Raw genomic sequence first — 16,195 nt, forward strand, 5'->3', positions numbered from 1 at the left:
CCCCTCCACTCGTACGGGGCGGGCGGCCGGTCGGGGCGGACCTTCCTGCCCGGTCTAGGCGCTCCCGGCGGCCAGTTCGCGCACCGCGTCCGCGAACGCGTCCCCGCGCTCGTTGTAGTTCGCGAACATGTCCATCGATGCGCAGGCGGGCGCCAGCAGGACCGTGTCGCCGGGCTCGGCGAGCCGGGCCGCTTCCCGCACCGCTGCGAGCATCGCCCCAGTGTCGGTCCGGTCGAGGTCGACGACCGGGACCTCGGGGGCGTGTCGCGCCAGCGCCTCGGCGATGAGCGCCCGGTCGGCGCCGATCAGCACCGCGCCGCGCAGCCGCTTGCCGGACTTCTGCACGAGCTCGTCGAAGGTCGCGCCCTTGGCGAGGCCGCCCGCAATCCACACGACGGGCTCGAACGCGGCCAGCGAGGCCTCCGCCGCATGCGTGTTGGTGGCCTTGGAGTCGTCGACGTACACGACGCCGTCGACCTCGTCCACGCGGGCGACGCGGTGGGCGTCGGGGCGGAAGTCGCGCAGGCCGTCGCGGACGGCGCGCGGCGGGACGCCGAAGGCGCGGGCCAGGGCGGCCGCGGCGAGGGCGTTGGCGATGTTGTGCGGGGCGGGCGGGTTGACGTCCGCGACCTCGGCCAGCTCCTGCGCGTTGCGCTGCCGGTTCTCGACGAACGCCCGGTCGACGAGGATGCCGTCGACGACGCCGAGCATGGAGGGGCCGGGGGCGCCGAGGGTGAAGCCGATGGCGCGGCAGCCCTCCTCGACGTCGGCCTCCTCCACGAGGCGCTCGGTGGCGGGGTCGGCGACGTTGTAGACGCAGGCGACCGTGTTGCCCTCGTAGATGCGGCCCTTGTCTGCGGCGTACGCCTCCATGGAGCCGTGCCAGTCGAGGTGGTCGGGCGCCAGGTTCAGCACGGCGGCCGAGTGGGCGCGCACCGAGGGCGCCCAGTGCAGCTGGTAGCTGGAGAGCTCCACGGCGAGGACGTCGTACTCCTCGTCGCCCAGCACCACGTCGATGATCGGGGTTCCGATGTTCCCGACGGCCGCGGTCCGCAGGCCCGCGGCCCGCAGGATCGAGGCGAGCATCTGGGTCGTGGTGGTCTTGCCGTTGGTGCCGGTGACGGCGAGCCAGGGGGCGGCCTTGCGGTCCGGGCGGGAGTCGCGCAGCAGCCAGGCGATCTCCACGTCGCCGACGACGTCGACGCCGGCCTCCGCGGCCGCCCGGAACAGCGGGCTGTCGGGCTTCCAGCCGGGCGAGGTGACGACCAGGCCGGTGCCCTCGGGGAGGGTCGCGGCGTCGCCGAGGCGTACGGAGACGCCGAGTCCGGCGAGTTCGGCGGCCTTCGCGCGGTGGCCCTCGGAGTCCCCGCCGTCCACGACGGTGACGGAGGCGCCGAGGCCGGCCAGGGCGCGGGCGGCGCTGATGCCGCTCACGCCGAGGCCGGCGACGGTGATGTTCTTGCCCTGCCAGGAGGTCACTTGTCCGCTGCCCATCCCGCGTAGAAGATGCCGAGGCCGACGATGACGCACATGCCCTGGATGATCCAGAAGCGGACCACGACGAGGACCTCGGACCAGCCCTTGAGTTCGAAGTGGTGCTGGAGCGGCGCCATGCGGAAGACGCGCTTCCCGGTGAGCCGGAAGGAGCCGACCTGGATGACGACCGACAGCGTGATGAGGACGAACAGGCCGCCGAGGAGGGCGATCAGGAACTCCGTGCGGGAGCAGATCGCGAGGCCGGCGAGCGCGCCGCCGAGGGCCAGCGAGCCGGTGTCGCCCATGAAGATCTTGGCCGGCGAGGTGTTCCACCACAGGAAGCCGAAGCAGGCGCCCATCAGGGCGGAGGCGACGACCGCGAGGTCGAGCGGATCGCGCACCTCGAAGCAGGCGTTGGGGTTGGTCAGGGTCTGCGCGTTGGCGCAGGACTCCTGGAACTGCCAGACCCCGATGAAGGTGTAGGCGCCGAAGACCATCACGGCGGCCCCGGTGGCCAGGCCGTCCAGACCGTCCGTCAGGTTCACGCCGTTGGACATGGCCAGGATCATGAACAGTGCCCAGACCACGAACAGGACGGGGCCGATCGACCAGCCGAAGTCGGTGACGAACGACAGCTTGGTCGAGGCCGGGGCCAGTCCGCGCGCGTCCTTGAACTGGAGCGCGAGCACGGCGAAGGCGACGCCGACGATCAGCTGGCCGGCCATCTTGGCCTTGGCCCGCAGGCCGAGCGACCGCCGCTTGACGATCTTGATGTAGTCGTCGAGGTAGCCGACGAGGCCCATGCCGGCCATCAGGAACAGCACCAGCACACCGGACAGCGACGGCGACTGGCCGGTGATCACCTTCGTCAGGGCGTACGCGATGAGCGTGGCCAGGATGAAGGAGATGCCGCCCATGGTGGGCGTGCCCTTCTTCCCGGCGTGGCCGCGCGGTCCGTCGTCGCGGATGAACTGGCCGTAGCCCTTGCGGGCCAGCAGCTTGATCAGGAGCGGGGTGCCGATGACGGTGAGGAACATGCCGATGACACCGGCGAACAGGATCTGCCTCATCGGCCGGCGACCTCGCCCTCGCCGGCCAGCAGCGCCTCTGCCACCCGCTCCAGCCCGATCGACCTGGAAGCCTTCACCAGCACGACGTCACCCGGGCGCAGTTCACTGCGCAACAGGTCGACCGCCGCCTGCGCGTCGGACACGAGCACCGACTCCTCACCCCACGAACCCTCGTTGTAGGCGCCCAGTTGCAGCCAGGACGCTTCGATGCCCCCGACCGCGACGAGCTTGCTCACGTTGAGCCGGACGGCAAGCCGTCCCACCGCGTCGTGCTCGGCCAGCGAGGCGTCACCGAGCTCGGCCATGGGACCGAGCACCGCCCACGTGCGCCCCCCGTTCGCCCTGGCGGCGCCGCCCATCGCGGCCAGCGCGCGCAGTGCGGCCCGCATGGACTCGGGGTTCGCGTTGTAGGCGTCGTTGACGACCGTGACGCCGTCCGCCCGCTCGGTGACCTCCATCCGCCACCGGGACAGCGTGCCCGCCCCGGAGAGCGCGGTGGCGGTCTCCATGGCGGACATGCCCAGCGCGTGGGCGACGGCGGCCGCGGCGAGCGCGTTCGACACGTGGTGCTCACCGTACAGGCGCAAGGTCACTTCGCCGCACCCGGTGGGTGTGTGAAGTGTGAAGGAGGGCTGTCCGGCCGGCGTCATCCGGACATCGGCGGCCCGGACGTCGGCGTCGTCGGCCTCGCCGAAGAGCAGCGTACGGGCCTTGGTGCGGGCGGACATGGCGCGCACGAGGGGGTCGTCGGCGTTGAGGACGGCGATGCCGCCGTCGGCCGCCGCGGGCAGGGCCTCGACGAGCTCGCCCTTGGCGACGGCGATCTGCTCGCGGCCGCCGAACTCGCCGATGTGGGCGGTGCCGACGTTCAGGACGACGCCGATGCGGGGCGGGGTCAGGCCGGCGAGGTAGGCGATGTGGCCGATGCCGCGGGCGCCCATCTCCAGGACGAGGTGCCGGGTCTCCTCGGTGGCGCGCAGCGCGGTGAGCGGCAGGCCGATCTCGTTGTTGAGGGAGCCGGGCGTCCACACGGTGGGGGCGTGGGCCTGGAGCACCTGCGCGATGAGGTCCTTGGTGGAGGTCTTGCCGGCGGAGCCGGTCAGGGCCACCACGTCGGTGCCGAGGCGCTGGACGACGGCGCGTGCGAGTGCGCCGAGGGCCCTTTCGACGTCGTCGACGACGATCGCGGGCACGCCGACGGGACGCGTGGCGAGCACGGCTGCGGCGCCTGCGGCGACGGCGCCGGCGGCGAACTCGTGCCCGTCGACGCGCTCGCCGGCGAACGCGGCGAACAGGCTGCCGGCCTCGACCTGGCGGGAGTCGATGACGACGGGCCCGGTGACCGTCACCAGGGGGTCCGGTATGTCGTGGGGCCGCCCGCCGGTGATGTCGGCGATCTCGGCGAGGGAAAGGGCGATCACTGGTTCACCTCGGCCTCGTGGACGTTCGGTTCGTGCGGCCGCACGGTGTGCGCGGCCTGTGCCTCGATCGCGGCGCGGAGCACCGCGCGGTCGTCGAAGGGGCGTACGACACCTGCGGTGTCCTGGCCCTGCTCGTGGCCCTTGCCGGCCACCAGCACGGTGTCGCCGGGCTCGGCGCGCGCGACGGCGGCGGCGATGGCCGCGGCCCGGTCCGCGTCGACGAGGACCGCGCCGCGCTCGGCGGCGGGCACGGAGACCGCCCCCTCGAACATCGCGGCGAGGATCTTCAGCGGGTCCTCGGAGCGCGGGTTGTCGGAGGTCAGCACCGCGGTGTCGGCGAACCGGGCGGCGGCCGCGCCCATCGGGCCGCGCTTGGTGGAGTCGCGGTCGCCGCCGCAGCCGAGCACGATGTGCAGCCGGCCGGCGGTGACCTCGCGCAGGGCGCGGAGGACGGACTCGACGGCGTCGGTCTTGTGCGCGTAGTCGACGACGGCGAGGTAGGGCTGGCCCGCGTCCACCCGCTCCAGGCGGCCGGGGACGCCGGGGACGGCGGCGACGCCGTCGGCGGCGGTCTGCGGGTCGATGCCTGCGGCGGCGAGCGCGGCGATCGCGGCGACGGTGTTGGCGACGTTGAACGGGCCGGGCAGCGGGGCCCGGGCGGCGATGCGCTGCCCGTCCGGGCCGACCACGGTGAGGGTGGAGTCCATGTGCCCGAAGACGACGTCCTCGGCGCGCCAGTCGGCGGCCGGGTCGCCCTGGGCGGAGAAGGTGGTGACGGGGATCGGCGACTCCTTGGCGAGGCGCCGGCCGTACTCGTCGTCGGTGTTGACCACGCCGAGGCGGGCGCGGCGCTCGGTGAAGAGCTGCGCCTTGGCCTGGAAGTAGTCCTCCATGTCGGAGTGGAACTCCATGTGCTCCGGGCTCAGGTTGTTGAAGACGGCGACGTCGAAGACGCAGCCGTCGACCCGCCCGAGCACCAGGGCGTGGCTGGAGACCTCCATGGCGACGGCCTCGACGCCGCGTTCGCGCATGACGGCGAACAGGGCCTGGAGGTCGGTGGCCTCGGGGGTGGTCCGCTCGGACTTGATGCGCTCTTCGCCGATGCGCATCTCGACGGTGCCGATGAGCCCGGTGGTGCGGCCGGCGCCGCGCAGGCCGCCGTCGACGAGGTACGCCGTCGTGGTCTTGCCGGAGGTGCCGGTGATGCCGATGCGGAGCAGCCCCTCGCCGGGGCGGCCGTAGATCTCGGCGGCGAGGGCGCCCATGCGGCCGCGCGGGTCGTCGGCGGTGAGCACGGGCAGGCCGGTGGCGGCCGCGCGCTCCGCTCCCGCGGGATCGGTCAGGATCGCCGCGGCGCCGAGGGCCGCCGCCTGGGCAGCGAAGTCGGCGCCGTGCATCCGGGCGCCGGGCAGGGCCGCGTACAGGTCGCCGGGGCGCACCGCACGGGAGTCGTGCGTGATCCCGGTGATCTGCGGGCCCGAGGGCTCCGCGGGGGCGCCGGGGTCCAGCAGGTGCGCGAGCGCACCGAGCGCAGTCGGGCGTACGGACGCGGGCCGGGGCGCGCCCGGCGGCGTTGCCGGGGCGTCCTGCGGGGTGGTTCTGGGCTGATCAGCGTGGGACACGGCGGTGAGCGTACCGGGCGCGGCGGGCCGCCCGCGAAGCGAGGGCCCGCCGGGGGCGGCCCCGGCCGGCTGGTTCCCGGGTTCGGGGGTGATCGTGGTCACTGGTGGTGCCTCACGGTTCCTGGGGGGCCGGCGGGGCGGCCCGGGGGTCACCGGCCGGGCGTCGTGCCGGGTCGGGGGGCGGTCTGGGGGGCGGCCGGCGGGCCGGGCTCGTAGGTGACCGGCAGGCCTGCGGGTGCGGTGCCGGTGGGGGCGACCCGGAGGGTCTTGAGGGCGAACTCCATGACCTTCTTGTAGATGGGGCCGCAGATCTGGCCGCCGAAGTAGCTGCCCTTGGTGGGGTTCTGGATGGCGCAGTAGACGGTGATGCGGGGGTCGTCGGCGGGGGCGAAGCCGGCGAAGGAGGCGGTGTAGCCCTTGTAGCGGCCGGTGGCCGGATCCACCCGGTTGGACGTGCCGGTCTTGCCGCCGACGCGGTAGCCGGGGATGCGGGCCTTGGTGCCGGTGCCCTCCTGGTCGTCGACGACGGACTCCAGCATCTGCGCGAGGGTCCTGGCGGTCTCCTCGCTGATGACGCGGGTCTGCTCGGGGGCGGGGGCCGGGGTGAAGCGGCCGTCGGGGCCCTTGGTGCCGCGGACGAGGGTGGGCTCGATGCGTACGCCGCCGTTGGCGATGGTGGAGTAGACGGAGGCGGCCTGCATGGCGTTGACGGAGAGGCCCTGGCCGAAGGGGATCGTGTACTGCTGGGAGGTCGACCAGGCCTCGGGGCGGGCGAGGATGCCGCGGGACTCGCCGGGGTAGTCCAGGCCGGTGGGCCGGCCGATGCCGAACTTGTCGAGGTAGGAGTGCAGGACGCGGTTGGCGTCGGGCTGGGTGGGTCCGAGCTGGCCGGTGGCGAGGATCGTGCCGATGTTGGAGGACTTGGCGAGGACCCCGTTGAGGGTGAGGTACCAGGTCGGGTGGTCGATGTCGTCCTTGAAGAGCCGGTCGCCGCGGTGGAGCCGGTTGGGGACCTCGACGCGCGTCTCGGGGGTGGCCTTCTTCTCCTCCAGCACGGCCGCCATGGAGATGACCTTGGCGGTGGAGCCGGGCTCGTACACGTCCTGGAGGGCGGCGTTGCCCATGGCGGCCGAGCTGGCGCGGGAGAGGTCGTTGGGGTCGAAGCCGGGGGCGTTGGCCATGGCCAGGACCTCGCCGGTGCGGGTGTCCTGGACGATGACGTAGCCGCGGTCGGCCTCGGACGCGCGGACCTGTTCGGCGATGGCGCTCTGCGCGGCCCACTGGATGTCGCGGTCGATGGTCAGCTCGATGTCCTCGCCGGGCACGGCGGGCTTCTCGTTGGACCCGGCGGTGGGGACGCGCCGGCCGCCGGACTGGGCGTAGGTGATGGTGCCGTCCCGGCCGGCGAGCTTGCGGTCGAGGGAGGACTCCAGGCCGCCGCCGCCGCGGCCCTCGGCGTTGACGTAGCCCAGTATCCCGGCGGCGAGGTCGCCGTTCGGGTAGACGCGCTTGCTGCTGTCCTCGCTGAACACGCCGGCGAGGACGTTGGCGCCGGGGCCGTTGTTGCGCCGGTCGGCGGCGGCCTTGTCGGCGAAGACCCGCTTGAGGTCCTTGATCTGGTGCAGGACCTGGGGGGTCTGGCGGCGGGCGAGGACGACGTACCGGCTCTTCTTCGTCTTCAGCTTGGCGGCGAGCTCCCCGGCGTCGGCTCCGAGGATGGGGGCGAGGAGGGCCGCGGCCTGCTCGGGGGCGTCGGGCGCCTTGCTCTCCTGCGGGGTGAACATCTGCGGGTCGGCGGTGATGTCGTGGGCGTCGACGCTGATGGCGAGGGCGACGCCCTTGCGGTCGGTGATCTCGCCGCGCTCCGCGGCGAGGGTGACGGTGGTGAAGCGGTTCGCGGAGGCTTTCGCCGAGTACGTCGAGGCGTCGACGGCCTGCACCTGCAGCAGGCGCACGGTGAAGGCGAGCATCACCAGGGTGAGGCCGATGCCGACCAGGCGCAGCCGGGGCCGGGGGCTGCCGAGCCGGAGGGCGCGGGGGGCGCCTGCGGCGGGCCTGCGGGCCGCGGGCCGGGGGTTGACGCGGGGCCGGTCGGCGGCGGGGCGGGGCCTGCCGGGTCCGGGGACCCGGCGCCGGGGGGTGTCCTGCGGGCTCACCCGGCCACCCCGCGGGGCCGGTCGGCGGGGGTTCGGCGGGGGCGGCCGGGGCGGGGCCCCGGGAAACGGCGGGGGGACGGGGCGGTCGGGCGCCCCGCGGGGATCCGTTTCACGACGTCACCTTCCGGGGGTGGGGCTGGGCCGGCCGGCGCCGGGTGCCTGGTCCGCGGCGCCGCCGGCGGGCGCCGGTGCCGGGGCGGGCGCGGACGGCTGGGCGGTGGCCGCGGCCGGCGGTGCGGCCGGGCCCGGGGAGGCGGCGCCCGGCGGCGGCGCGGCCGGGGCTGCCCCGGGCGCCGCCGCGGACGGGGAGGGGGAGGGGGACGGCGGGGGCGCCTCCGCGGCGGCGGCGGTGCCGGTGACCTTGCCGTCCCCGTCGATGAAGGCGGGGCTGCCGCCGGGGACCATGCCGAGTTCGACGGCCCGGCGCCGGAGGGCGTCGGGGGCCGAGTAGGCGTCGACGTCGCGCTGGAGGGCCTGCTCCTCGTCGGTCAGCGCGGTGGTCTCCTTCTTCAGCTTGGCCAGCCGGAAGGAGCCCTCGTTGAGGGCGGAGTTCAGCAGCAGCAGGCTGATCAGGCCGCCGGCGAGCAGGGCGACCACCAGGAGGACGAACGGTGTGCGCGCCGCCTGCCCGGCGGGGCCGCGCTGCCCGGCCCCGCCTCCGCCGCCCTTGGTCACCGGTTCGCCTCCCGGATGCGCTCGACGCCGCGGAATCGGGCCGGTGCGGCCCGCCGGTTCTCGGCGATCTCCTCCTCGGTGGGCAGCTCGGCGCCGCGCGTGAGGAGCTTCAGCCGGGGCTGGTACTTCTCGGGGACCACGGGCAGCCCCGGCGGGGCCGTGGAGGCGGCCCCGGCGGCGAAGACCTGCTTGACGAGGCGGTCCTCCAGGGAGTGGTAGGAGAGGACGGCGATGCGGCCGCCGACCGCGATGCGGTCCACGGCGGCCGGGATGGCCCGCTCCAGGACCGACAGCTCGCCGTTGACCTCGATCCGCAGGGCCTGGAAGGTCCGCTTGGCCGGGTTGCCGCCGGTCCGCTTCGCCGCCTGCGGCAGGGACTCGCGGATCAGCTCGACGAGCCGGGCGCTGTGGGAGAAGGGCTCCTTCTCCCGCTCGCGGACGATCGCGGAGACGATCCGCTTCGCCTGCTTCTCCTCGCCGTACTGGCGCAGGATGCGGACGAGCTCGCCGGCCGGGTAGGTGTTGAGCACCTCGGCCGCGCTGACCCCGGTCGTCTGGTCCATGCGCATGTCGAGGGGGGCGTCCTGGGCGTACGCGAACCCGCGGTCGGCCTCGTCGAGCTGCATGGAGGAGACGCCGAGGTCGAACAGGATGCCCTGGACGGTGGGGGTGCCGAGGCGGTCGAGCACCTCGGGGAGCTCGTCGTAGACGGCGTGGACGAGGGTGGCGCGGTCGCCGAAGCGGGCGAGGCGCTCGCCGGAGAGCCTCAGGGCCTCCTTGTCGCGGTCGAGGCCGATCAGGCGGGCCTCGGGGAATCGGGTCAGCAGGGCCTCGCTGTGGCCTCCGAGGCCGAGGGTGCAGTCGACGACGACGGCCCCCGGCTCGTGGAGGGCCGGGGCCAACAGGTCCAGGCACCGCTGGAGCATCACCGGGACGTGTCGGGACTCGCTGGTCAAAGCGCCCTCTCAGATAACGGCGCGGCAGGCATACGCCGCGCCGCGCACGCGGAGTGTTACCAGGGGCCGGGCAGCCGGTCAGGGCCGGGCTCCGGCCGGTTCGCGTCACTTTAGTGCAACGGCACGCCGGGTCAACGAACCGGCCCGCGCGCCGTGCGCCCGCCTCGTCCGGAACCCGCAAAAGGCGCGAACCACCCGGATGGCGGCCCCCTCCCCACCCCTGTGGGTCAGCTCACACCGGCCTGCGTTGACCCGTTTCCTCCCACGGCGTCCCGAGCCGGGCCCGAAGGCGGCCACTACCGTCGGAGGCATGACGACTCCCGCTCCCCCGCCCGCCGGATCCGCCGCCGCAGCCCCCGGCCCGCCCGGAAGCCCGTCCGGCGGCTCCGTCACCGACCGGCTGGTCGAGGCCAACCGCAGGTACGCCGCCGGCTTCCGCGACCCCGGCATGGACGCCCGCCCCGTCCTCCGGGTGGCGGTCGTGGCCTGCATGGACGCCCGCCTCGACCTGCACGCCGCGCTCGGCCTGGAGCTCGGCGACTGCCACACCATCCGCAACGCCGGCGGCGTCGTGACCGACGACGCCATCCGCTCGCTCACCATCAGCCAGCGCGCCCTCGGCACCCGGTCCGTCATCCTCATCCACCACACCGGCTGCGGCCTGGAGAACCTCACGGAGGACTTCCGGCACGAGCTGGAGGACGAGGTGGGCCAGCGCCCGCCGTGGGCCGTCGAGGCGTTCCGGGACGTCGACCAGGACGTGCGCCAGTCCATGCAGCGCGTGCGGACCAGCCCCTTCCTCCCCCACCGCGGCGATGTGCGAGGCTTCGTCTTCGACGTGCACACCGGGCTCCTGCGGGAGATCGATCCCGACTCGTGAGTGACACAACCCCGTGGAGCCGTCAACAATGCGGGGACGACGCCGCCCGGAACCCTCCGGGTCCGGCGTCCGTGTCGGGATGGGCCGGCCGTGCGCAAGGGACGCCGGCCCCACCGGAAAGGGCCGAGGAGTACACAGGTGACGACCTATGACGACAGAGCGGGTCTCGCGGATCTGACGAGTACGGCCGAGCGTGTGCGCCGGTCCGTCGAGAGCGTGATCGAGGGCAAGCCCGAGGTCGTGCGCATCGCCCTGACCGTGCTCCTGGCCGAGGGCCACCTGCTGATCGAGGACGTCCCCGGCGTCGGCAAGACGATGCTGGCGAAGACCCTCGCGAAGTCGATCGACTGCTCGGTGCAGCGCATCCAGTTCACCCCGGACCTGCTGCCCTCCGACATCACCGGTGTCAGCATCTACGACCAGCAGCGCCGCGAGTTCGAGTTCAAGCCCGGCGCGATCTTCGCGCAGATCGTCATCGGCGACGAGATCAACCGCGCCTCCCCGAAGACCCAGTCCGCGCTGCTGGAGTCGATGGAGGAGCGCCAGGTCACCATCGACGGGACCACGTACGCGCTGCCCAGCCCGTTCATGGTGGTCGCCACGCAGAACCCGGTCGAGATGGAGGGCACCTACCCCCTCCCCGAGGCGCAGCGCGACCGCTTCATGGCCCGGGTCTCCGTCGGCTACCCGAGCCCGGACGCCGAGCTGCGGATGCTCGACGTCCACGGCGGCCCGTCGCCGCTGGACGACCTCCAGGCCGTCGCGCACGCCCACGACATCGTCAAGCTGGTGGAGGCCGTCCGGGACGTGTACGTCGCCGAGCCGGTCCGCCGCTACGTCGTCGACCTGGTCTCCGCCACCCGCAGCCACCCGGACCTGCGCCTGGGCGCCTCGCCCCGCGCCACCCTGCACCTGCTGCGCGCGGCGAAGGCCGCGGCCGCCATGGCCGGCCGCGACTTCGTCCTGCCGGACGACGCGCAGACCCTGGCCGGGCCCGTTCTGGCGCACCGCCTGCTGCCGACGGCGCAGGCCTCCCTGAACCGCCGGACCGCCGAGCAGGTCGTCCAGGACATCGTGCAGCGCACCCCCGTCCCGAGCGCGCACCAGCGCGGCGAGGTGCCCGGCGCCGGCGTCCGGGGCTTCTGATGGGCGCCGGTGCCCCGCGCGGCGCCGGCGGCGGGGGCCGGAGCTCCGGCGGGCTGCGCACGTCGCTGGCCGGCCTGACCACCCGGGGCCGGTCCTTCCTGGCCGCGGGCGTCGCGGCGGCCCTCTGCTCGTACGTGCTCGGCCAGGCCGAGCTGCTGCGCGTCGGGCTGCTGCTGGCCTTCCTGCCGCTGCTGTGCGTCGCCGTTCTGCACCGCACCCGCCACCGGGTCGCCGGCAGCCGCCGGCTGAGCCCGCAGCGGGTGCCCGCCGGGGACGAGGCGCGGGTGCAGCTGCGCGTCGAGAACGTCTCCCGGGTGCCGACGGGGACGCTGATGCTCCAGGACCGGGTGCCGTACGTCCTCGGGCCGCGGCCGCGGTTCGTGCTGGACCGGCTGGAGCCGGGCGGCCGCCGCGAGGTGTCCTACCGGGTCCGCTCCGACCTGCGCGGCCGCTACCCGCTGGGCCCGCTCCAGCTGCGGCTGACCGACCCGTTCGGGCTGGTCGAGCTGACCCGCTCGTTCAGCACGTACGACGTCCTCACCGTGGTCCCCCGCACCGAGGAGCTGGCCCCGGTCCGGCTGGGCGGGCAGAGTTCCGGCTACGGCGACGGCAGCGGCCGCGCGCTGGCCCTGGCCGGCGAGGACGACGTGATCCCGCGCGGCTACCGGCGCGGCGACGACCTGCGCCGCGTGCACTGGCGCTCGACGGCCCGCTACGGCGAGCTGATGGTGCGCCGGGAGGAGCAGCCGCAGCGCAGCCGCGCCACGGTGCTGCTGGACACCCGCGGCATCGCGTACGAGGGCGCCGGGCCGGACTCGGCGTTCGAGTGGGCCGTGTCGGGGGCCGCCTCGACCCTGGTCCACCTGCTGGAGCGGGGCTATTCGGTGCGGCTGCTGACCGACGGGGGCAGCGCCCTGGCCGGCGAGGGGGCGGGCTTCTCGCAGAGCGGCCAGGAGTCCGCCGAGGCCGCCGGGGTGATCATGGACATGCTGGCCGTCGTCGGGCACTCCGACGGGGCCGGGCTGTCCCGCGCGTACGACGCCCTGCGCGCCGGGGACGGCGCCGGCTTCGGCGGGTCGGGCGGCGACGGCCTGCTCGTCGCCTTCCTCGGCGAGCTGGACGACGCGCAGACGGAGCTGGCGGCGAAGATGCGCGGCCGCTGCGGCGCCGCGGTGGCCTTCCTGCTGGACCCGGCGCAGTGGGCCGGGCGGCCCTCGCGCGTCCAGGAGCGGCTGGACCGGCTGCGCGAGACGGGCTGGACGGCGCTGGCCGTCCCGCCGGGCGCCGCGTACGGCGACCTGTGGCGGCAGGCCGGAAGCACGCCGCTCGGCACGGACTCCCCGGGGGGCTGGTCATGAGCGGGCGTGCACGGCTGACGGTGTTCGCGGTCCTGGCGACGCTGCTGGCCTCCTGGTCGCTGGCCTCGCTGGTGGAGTCCTCGGGCTGGCTGCTCCAGGCCGCGGCGCTGCTGTGCCTGCAGAGCGGGGTGGGCGCCGCGGCCCGCCGGGCGCCGCTGGCGCGGCCCCTGACCGCTGCCTCGCAGGTGCTGGTCTCCTCCCTGGTGGTGGTCTTCCTCTTCGCGGGGAAGGGCGAGTCGACCGGGACCGGGCCGATGGCCTACCTGGTGACGGACATCGGCGCCCTGTTCCGCCGCGGCGTGCAGGACGTGGCCGAGTTCGCGATACCGGCCCCGCTGACCGACGGCATCCGGCTGCTGCTGCTGACCGGGGTCCTGGTGATCGGCCTGCTGGTGGACCTGCTGGCGGTGACCCTGCGCAGCGCTGCCGCGGCCGGACTGCCGCTGCTCGCCCTGTACTCGGTGGCGGCGGGGCTGTCCGGCGGCGCCGGCGCGCCCTGGTTCTCCTTCCTGCTGGCCGGCGCCGGCTACCTGCTGCTGCTCCTGGCCGAGGGCCGCGACCGGCTGGCCCAGTGGGGCCGCGTCTTCGGCGGCACCCCGTCCGGCCGGGTGACCGCGGCCTCCGGGTACGGGTCGGGCGGGGCGGGCTCCGGGCGGCCGCTCTCCCCCGTGCGCACCGGCCGGCGGATCGGCGCAGCCGCCCTCGGCCTCGCGCTGGTGGCGCCGGCGGCGCTGCCCTCGCTGGGCGGCGGCGTCCTCGGCGGCCGCACCGAGGCCGACGGCGGCGGCAGCGGGGTCGGCGGGACGATCTCCGCGGTCAACCCGCTGGTGTCCCTGCAGAGCAGCCTGAACGCGCAGGACAACCGGGTGGTGCTGAAGTACCGGACCGACACGCCGGCGCTCGGCGACCACTACCTGCGGATCCTGGCGCTGGACGAGTTCAACGGCGTGAAGTGGGAGGCGTCCGGCCGGGCCCTGACCGACGTCCCGGAGCGGCTGCCGAGCCCTCCGGGGCTGGGCGAGCGGGTCCGCCAGGGCGCGGCGGAGGTCCGTACGAGCATCTCGGCGGCGGACACGTACGCGCAGCGCTACCTGCCGATGCCGTACCCGGCGACGGGCGTGGACATCCCCGGCCGGTGGCGGTTCGAGCCGGTCGGCCGGACGCTGGTCGGCGACCAGCTGGCCAAGGACCGCTACCAGAACGTGCAGGGCGCGATGTACACGGTGCGGAGCCTGCTGCTGCGGCCGACGGCGGCCCAGCTGCAGTCGGCTCCCGAGCCCGACCCGGCGATCCGCGCCGAGTACACGAGGCTGCCCGACAACCTGCCGCCGGTGGTGGCGGAGACGGCCCGGCAGGTCACGAAGGGCGCGAAGGACGACTACACGCGCGCGGTGCGGCTGCAGGACCACTTCGCCGTGAACGGCGGCTTCCGCTACGACACGAAGGTGGCGTCCGGCACGGGCCCGCTGGCCATCGCCCGGTTCCTGGCGGACAAGGAGGGCTTCTGCATCCACTTCGCCTTCTCGATGGCCGCGATGTCGCGCTCGCTCGGCATCCCGGCCCGGGTGGCGGTCGGGTTCACGCCCGGTGAGAAGCAGGCCGACGGCAGCGTGAACGTCTCGATGCGGGACGCCCACGCCTGGCCGGAGCTGTACTTCGAGGGCGTCGGCTGGACCCGGTTCGAGCCGACCCCGCGGCAGGGGCTCACCCTGCCGGACTACGCGCGGTCCGAGGATCCGGCGGCCCAGCCGTCGGCGCCGGCGCCGCTGCCCTCGCAGAGCGCGGCGCAGCCGTCGGCGGCCCCGTCGCAGGCCGACGCCTGCCCGCCGGAGCTGCGGCGGCTCGGCGAGTGCGGCGGCGCCGCACCGCAGGAGGCCGCCGGCGGGCAGGGCGGCGGGCCGTCCGCGGGTGCGGTCCTCGGCTGGGCGGCCGCGGCGGCGGTCGTCGTCGGCGTGCCGCTGCTGCCGCTGCTGTGGCGGTCCCGGCTGCGCGGGCGCCGGCTGGCCGGGGGCGGCGTCCTGCCGGCCTGGGAGGAGCTGCACGACGCGGCCTGGGACGTCGGCATCGTCCCGGACCGGGCGCTGTCCCCGCGGGCGGCCGCGGAGCGGCTCGTCGAGGCGGGCCGGCTCGACGGGGAGGCCGCGGCGGCGGTCCGCCGGCTGTCCGAGGCGGTGGAGCGGGCGCTGTACGCCCCGCCCGGCGCGCCGGAGGCGGAGCCGCGGGCGGAGGCGGCGCAGGACGTGTCGGCGGTCCGGGCCGCGCTGCTGGCCGGCGCCGGCCGGCGGGGGCGGCTGCGGGCGCTGCTGCTGCCGCGCTCGGCGGCGCGCGTGCGGTGGGCGGTGCAGGCGCGGCGCGACGCGGCGGCGGCCTGGGCCGGCCGGCGGGCGGCGGCGCTGCGGGCCCGGGTGCGGCTGCCGCTGCGCGGCCGCGGCTGACGCCGGGCGCGCGGCGCGGGCCACAGCAGGAACGAGGAAGAAGGACGCCGGTGCGGCATGGCTCGATCCCCCCGAGCCGGGCCGCACCGGCGTCCGCGTGCACCGGGCGCAGGCCGTCAGGATCCGTCCCGGTGGTGGCAGGGTCCCGGTCCGCACCGGCCGCCCCGTGTCGGCGGTCCGGACCGGTTCCCCGTCCGATGCCCCAAGTCTGGCGTCCGCGCAGGGGGGAGCCCATCCGCGCACGTACTCATTCCGCTCCTGGGTACGGGTACTCAGGCGCGGCGGCGGACCGGGGCGGGTCCCACCAGTTGTACGCGGCGGGGCCCCGCCGGCGGCACCGCCGATCGGGGGTCCCGCCCGTCAGCGGTTGCCGCTGACCCGTCCCCGCAGCAGCAGCGACAGCGCGGAGTGCACGTCGTCCAGGGACCGCTCCCGCTGGAAGGACTGCCAGTCCAGCGCGGCCACCAGCACCATCCCGACGAGGGCGGCGGCCGTCAGCGGGACGTCGATCTCCGGGCTGAGCTCGCCGCGCTCCACGCCCTCGGCGAGGACCGTCTCGACCACGGCCACCGCCTCCTGCCGCACCACCATCAGCGTGGACTGCCACGTCCGGTTGGTGCGCCACAGCTCGGCGACGTACAGCTGGGTGAAGGCCGGGTAGCGGTCGATGAAGACGAGGCCGGCGCGGATCATCGCGTCCAGCGCCTCGACGCGGCTGCCGCCGCGCGCCTCCGTGGACTCGGCGGCCTCGCGCAGGGAGGCGGTGAGCAGGCCGACGCCGTGCCGCAGCAGCTCCTCGAAGAGGTCGTTCTTGCTCGCGAAGTTGTAGTAGACCGTGCCCTTGGCGACGCCGGCCCGTTCGGCGATCTCGTCGACTGTGGTCGCGGAGAACCCCTGCTCGGCGATGAGCGTGACGGCCGCTTCGTAGAGCTTCTGGCGTGTCGCCTGCCGGCGTCCGCCGCCGGCGGACGCGCCGGTGCTGCTGCTTTCCATGGCGCTG

General features: G+C 75.1%; 12 protein-coding genes. 4 read left to right on the forward strand and 8 right to left on the reverse strand.

The window, feature by feature from the left end; genetic code table 11:
• Positions 1-54: 54 nt before the first annotated feature.
• From murD to rsmH, 7 genes are all read right to left on the reverse strand, one after another.
• Positions 55-1,494 (reverse strand): UDP-N-acetylmuramoyl-L-alanine--D-glutamate ligase, encoded by a 1,440-nt coding sequence (gene murD / locus C0216_RS23480; RefSeq protein ID WP_114057195.1) that lies wholly within the window; start codon positions 1,492-1,494, stop codon positions 55-57.
• Positions 1,476-2,546, reverse strand: coding sequence for a phospho-N-acetylmuramoyl-pentapeptide-transferase (mraY, locus tag C0216_RS23485; protein ID WP_114057196.1), 1,071 nt, complete (start codon positions 2,544-2,546; stop codon positions 1,476-1,478). The genes murD and mraY overlap by 19 nt, the downstream gene beginning before the upstream one ends.
• Positions 2,543-3,967: a UDP-N-acetylmuramoyl-tripeptide--D-alanyl-D-alanine ligase gene (locus C0216_RS23490; protein WP_114057197.1), complete on the reverse strand. Its 1,425-nt coding sequence runs from the start codon at positions 3,965-3,967 to the stop codon at positions 2,543-2,545. Before C0216_RS23490 ends, mraY begins: the two co-directional genes overlap by 4 nt.
• On the reverse strand, positions 3,964-5,691 hold the full coding sequence (locus tag C0216_RS23495; protein ID WP_114057198.1) for a UDP-N-acetylmuramoyl-L-alanyl-D-glutamate--2,6-diaminopimelate ligase: 1,728 nt from the start codon (positions 5,689-5,691) through the stop codon (positions 3,964-3,966). The genes C0216_RS23490 and C0216_RS23495 overlap by 4 nt, the downstream gene beginning before the upstream one ends.
• A gap of 47 nt (positions 5,692-5,738) precedes the next feature.
• Positions 5,739-7,745, reverse strand: a complete 2,007-nt coding sequence (locus C0216_RS23500) for a peptidoglycan D,D-transpeptidase FtsI family protein (protein ID WP_114057199.1) — start codon at positions 7,743-7,745, stop codon at positions 5,739-5,741.
• A gap of 117 nt (positions 7,746-7,862) precedes the next feature.
• Complete coding sequence (locus tag C0216_RS23510) at positions 7,863-8,420, reverse strand: hypothetical protein (RefSeq protein WP_114057200.1); 558 nt, start codon at positions 8,418-8,420, stop codon at positions 7,863-7,865.
• The gene (gene rsmH, locus C0216_RS23515; RefSeq protein WP_246042866.1) at positions 8,417-9,346 is read right to left on the reverse strand and encodes a 16S rRNA (cytosine(1402)-N(4))-methyltransferase RsmH; all 930 of its coding nucleotides are present in this window, start codon (positions 9,344-9,346) and stop codon (positions 8,417-8,419) included. The genes C0216_RS23510 and rsmH overlap by 4 nt, the downstream gene beginning before the upstream one ends.
• A 340-nt stretch (positions 9,347-9,686) precedes the next feature.
• On the opposite strand from rsmH, the gene C0216_RS23520 reads away from it, so the two are divergent.
• The 4 genes from C0216_RS23520 to C0216_RS23535 all read left to right on the forward strand — a co-directional run bounded on the left by C0216_RS23520 (position 9,687) and on the right by C0216_RS23535 (position 15,195).
• Positions 9,687-10,256, forward strand: a complete 570-nt coding sequence (locus tag C0216_RS23520) for a beta-class carbonic anhydrase (protein ID WP_114057202.1) — start codon at positions 9,687-9,689, stop codon at positions 10,254-10,256.
• 138 nt (positions 10,257-10,394) lie between these two features.
• Positions 10,395-11,402: an AAA family ATPase gene (locus C0216_RS23525; RefSeq protein ID WP_114057203.1), complete on the forward strand. Its 1,008-nt coding sequence runs from the start codon at positions 10,395-10,397 to the stop codon at positions 11,400-11,402.
• The gene (locus C0216_RS23530; RefSeq protein ID WP_114057204.1) at positions 11,402-12,760 is read left to right on the forward strand and encodes a DUF58 domain-containing protein; all 1,359 of its coding nucleotides are present in this window, start codon (positions 11,402-11,404) and stop codon (positions 12,758-12,760) included. The genes C0216_RS23525 and C0216_RS23530 overlap by 1 nt, the downstream gene beginning before the upstream one ends.
• Positions 12,757-15,195, forward strand: a complete 2,439-nt coding sequence (locus C0216_RS23535) for a transglutaminase TgpA family protein (protein ID WP_114058866.1) — start codon at positions 12,757-12,759, stop codon at positions 15,193-15,195. The genes C0216_RS23530 and C0216_RS23535 overlap by 4 nt, the downstream gene beginning before the upstream one ends.
• 360 nt (positions 15,196-15,555) lie before the next feature.
• Here C0216_RS23535 and C0216_RS23540 read toward each other — a convergent pair whose 3' ends face one another.
• Positions 15,556-16,188: a TetR/AcrR family transcriptional regulator gene (locus tag C0216_RS23540; protein WP_342777128.1), complete on the reverse strand. Its 633-nt coding sequence runs from the start codon at positions 16,186-16,188 to the stop codon at positions 15,556-15,558.
• Positions 16,189-16,195 lie beyond the last annotated feature (7 nt).

Source organism: Streptomyces globosus, from assembly GCF_003325375.1.
Lineage (GTDB): Bacteria > Actinomycetota > Actinomycetes > Streptomycetales > Streptomycetaceae > Streptomyces > Streptomyces globosus_A.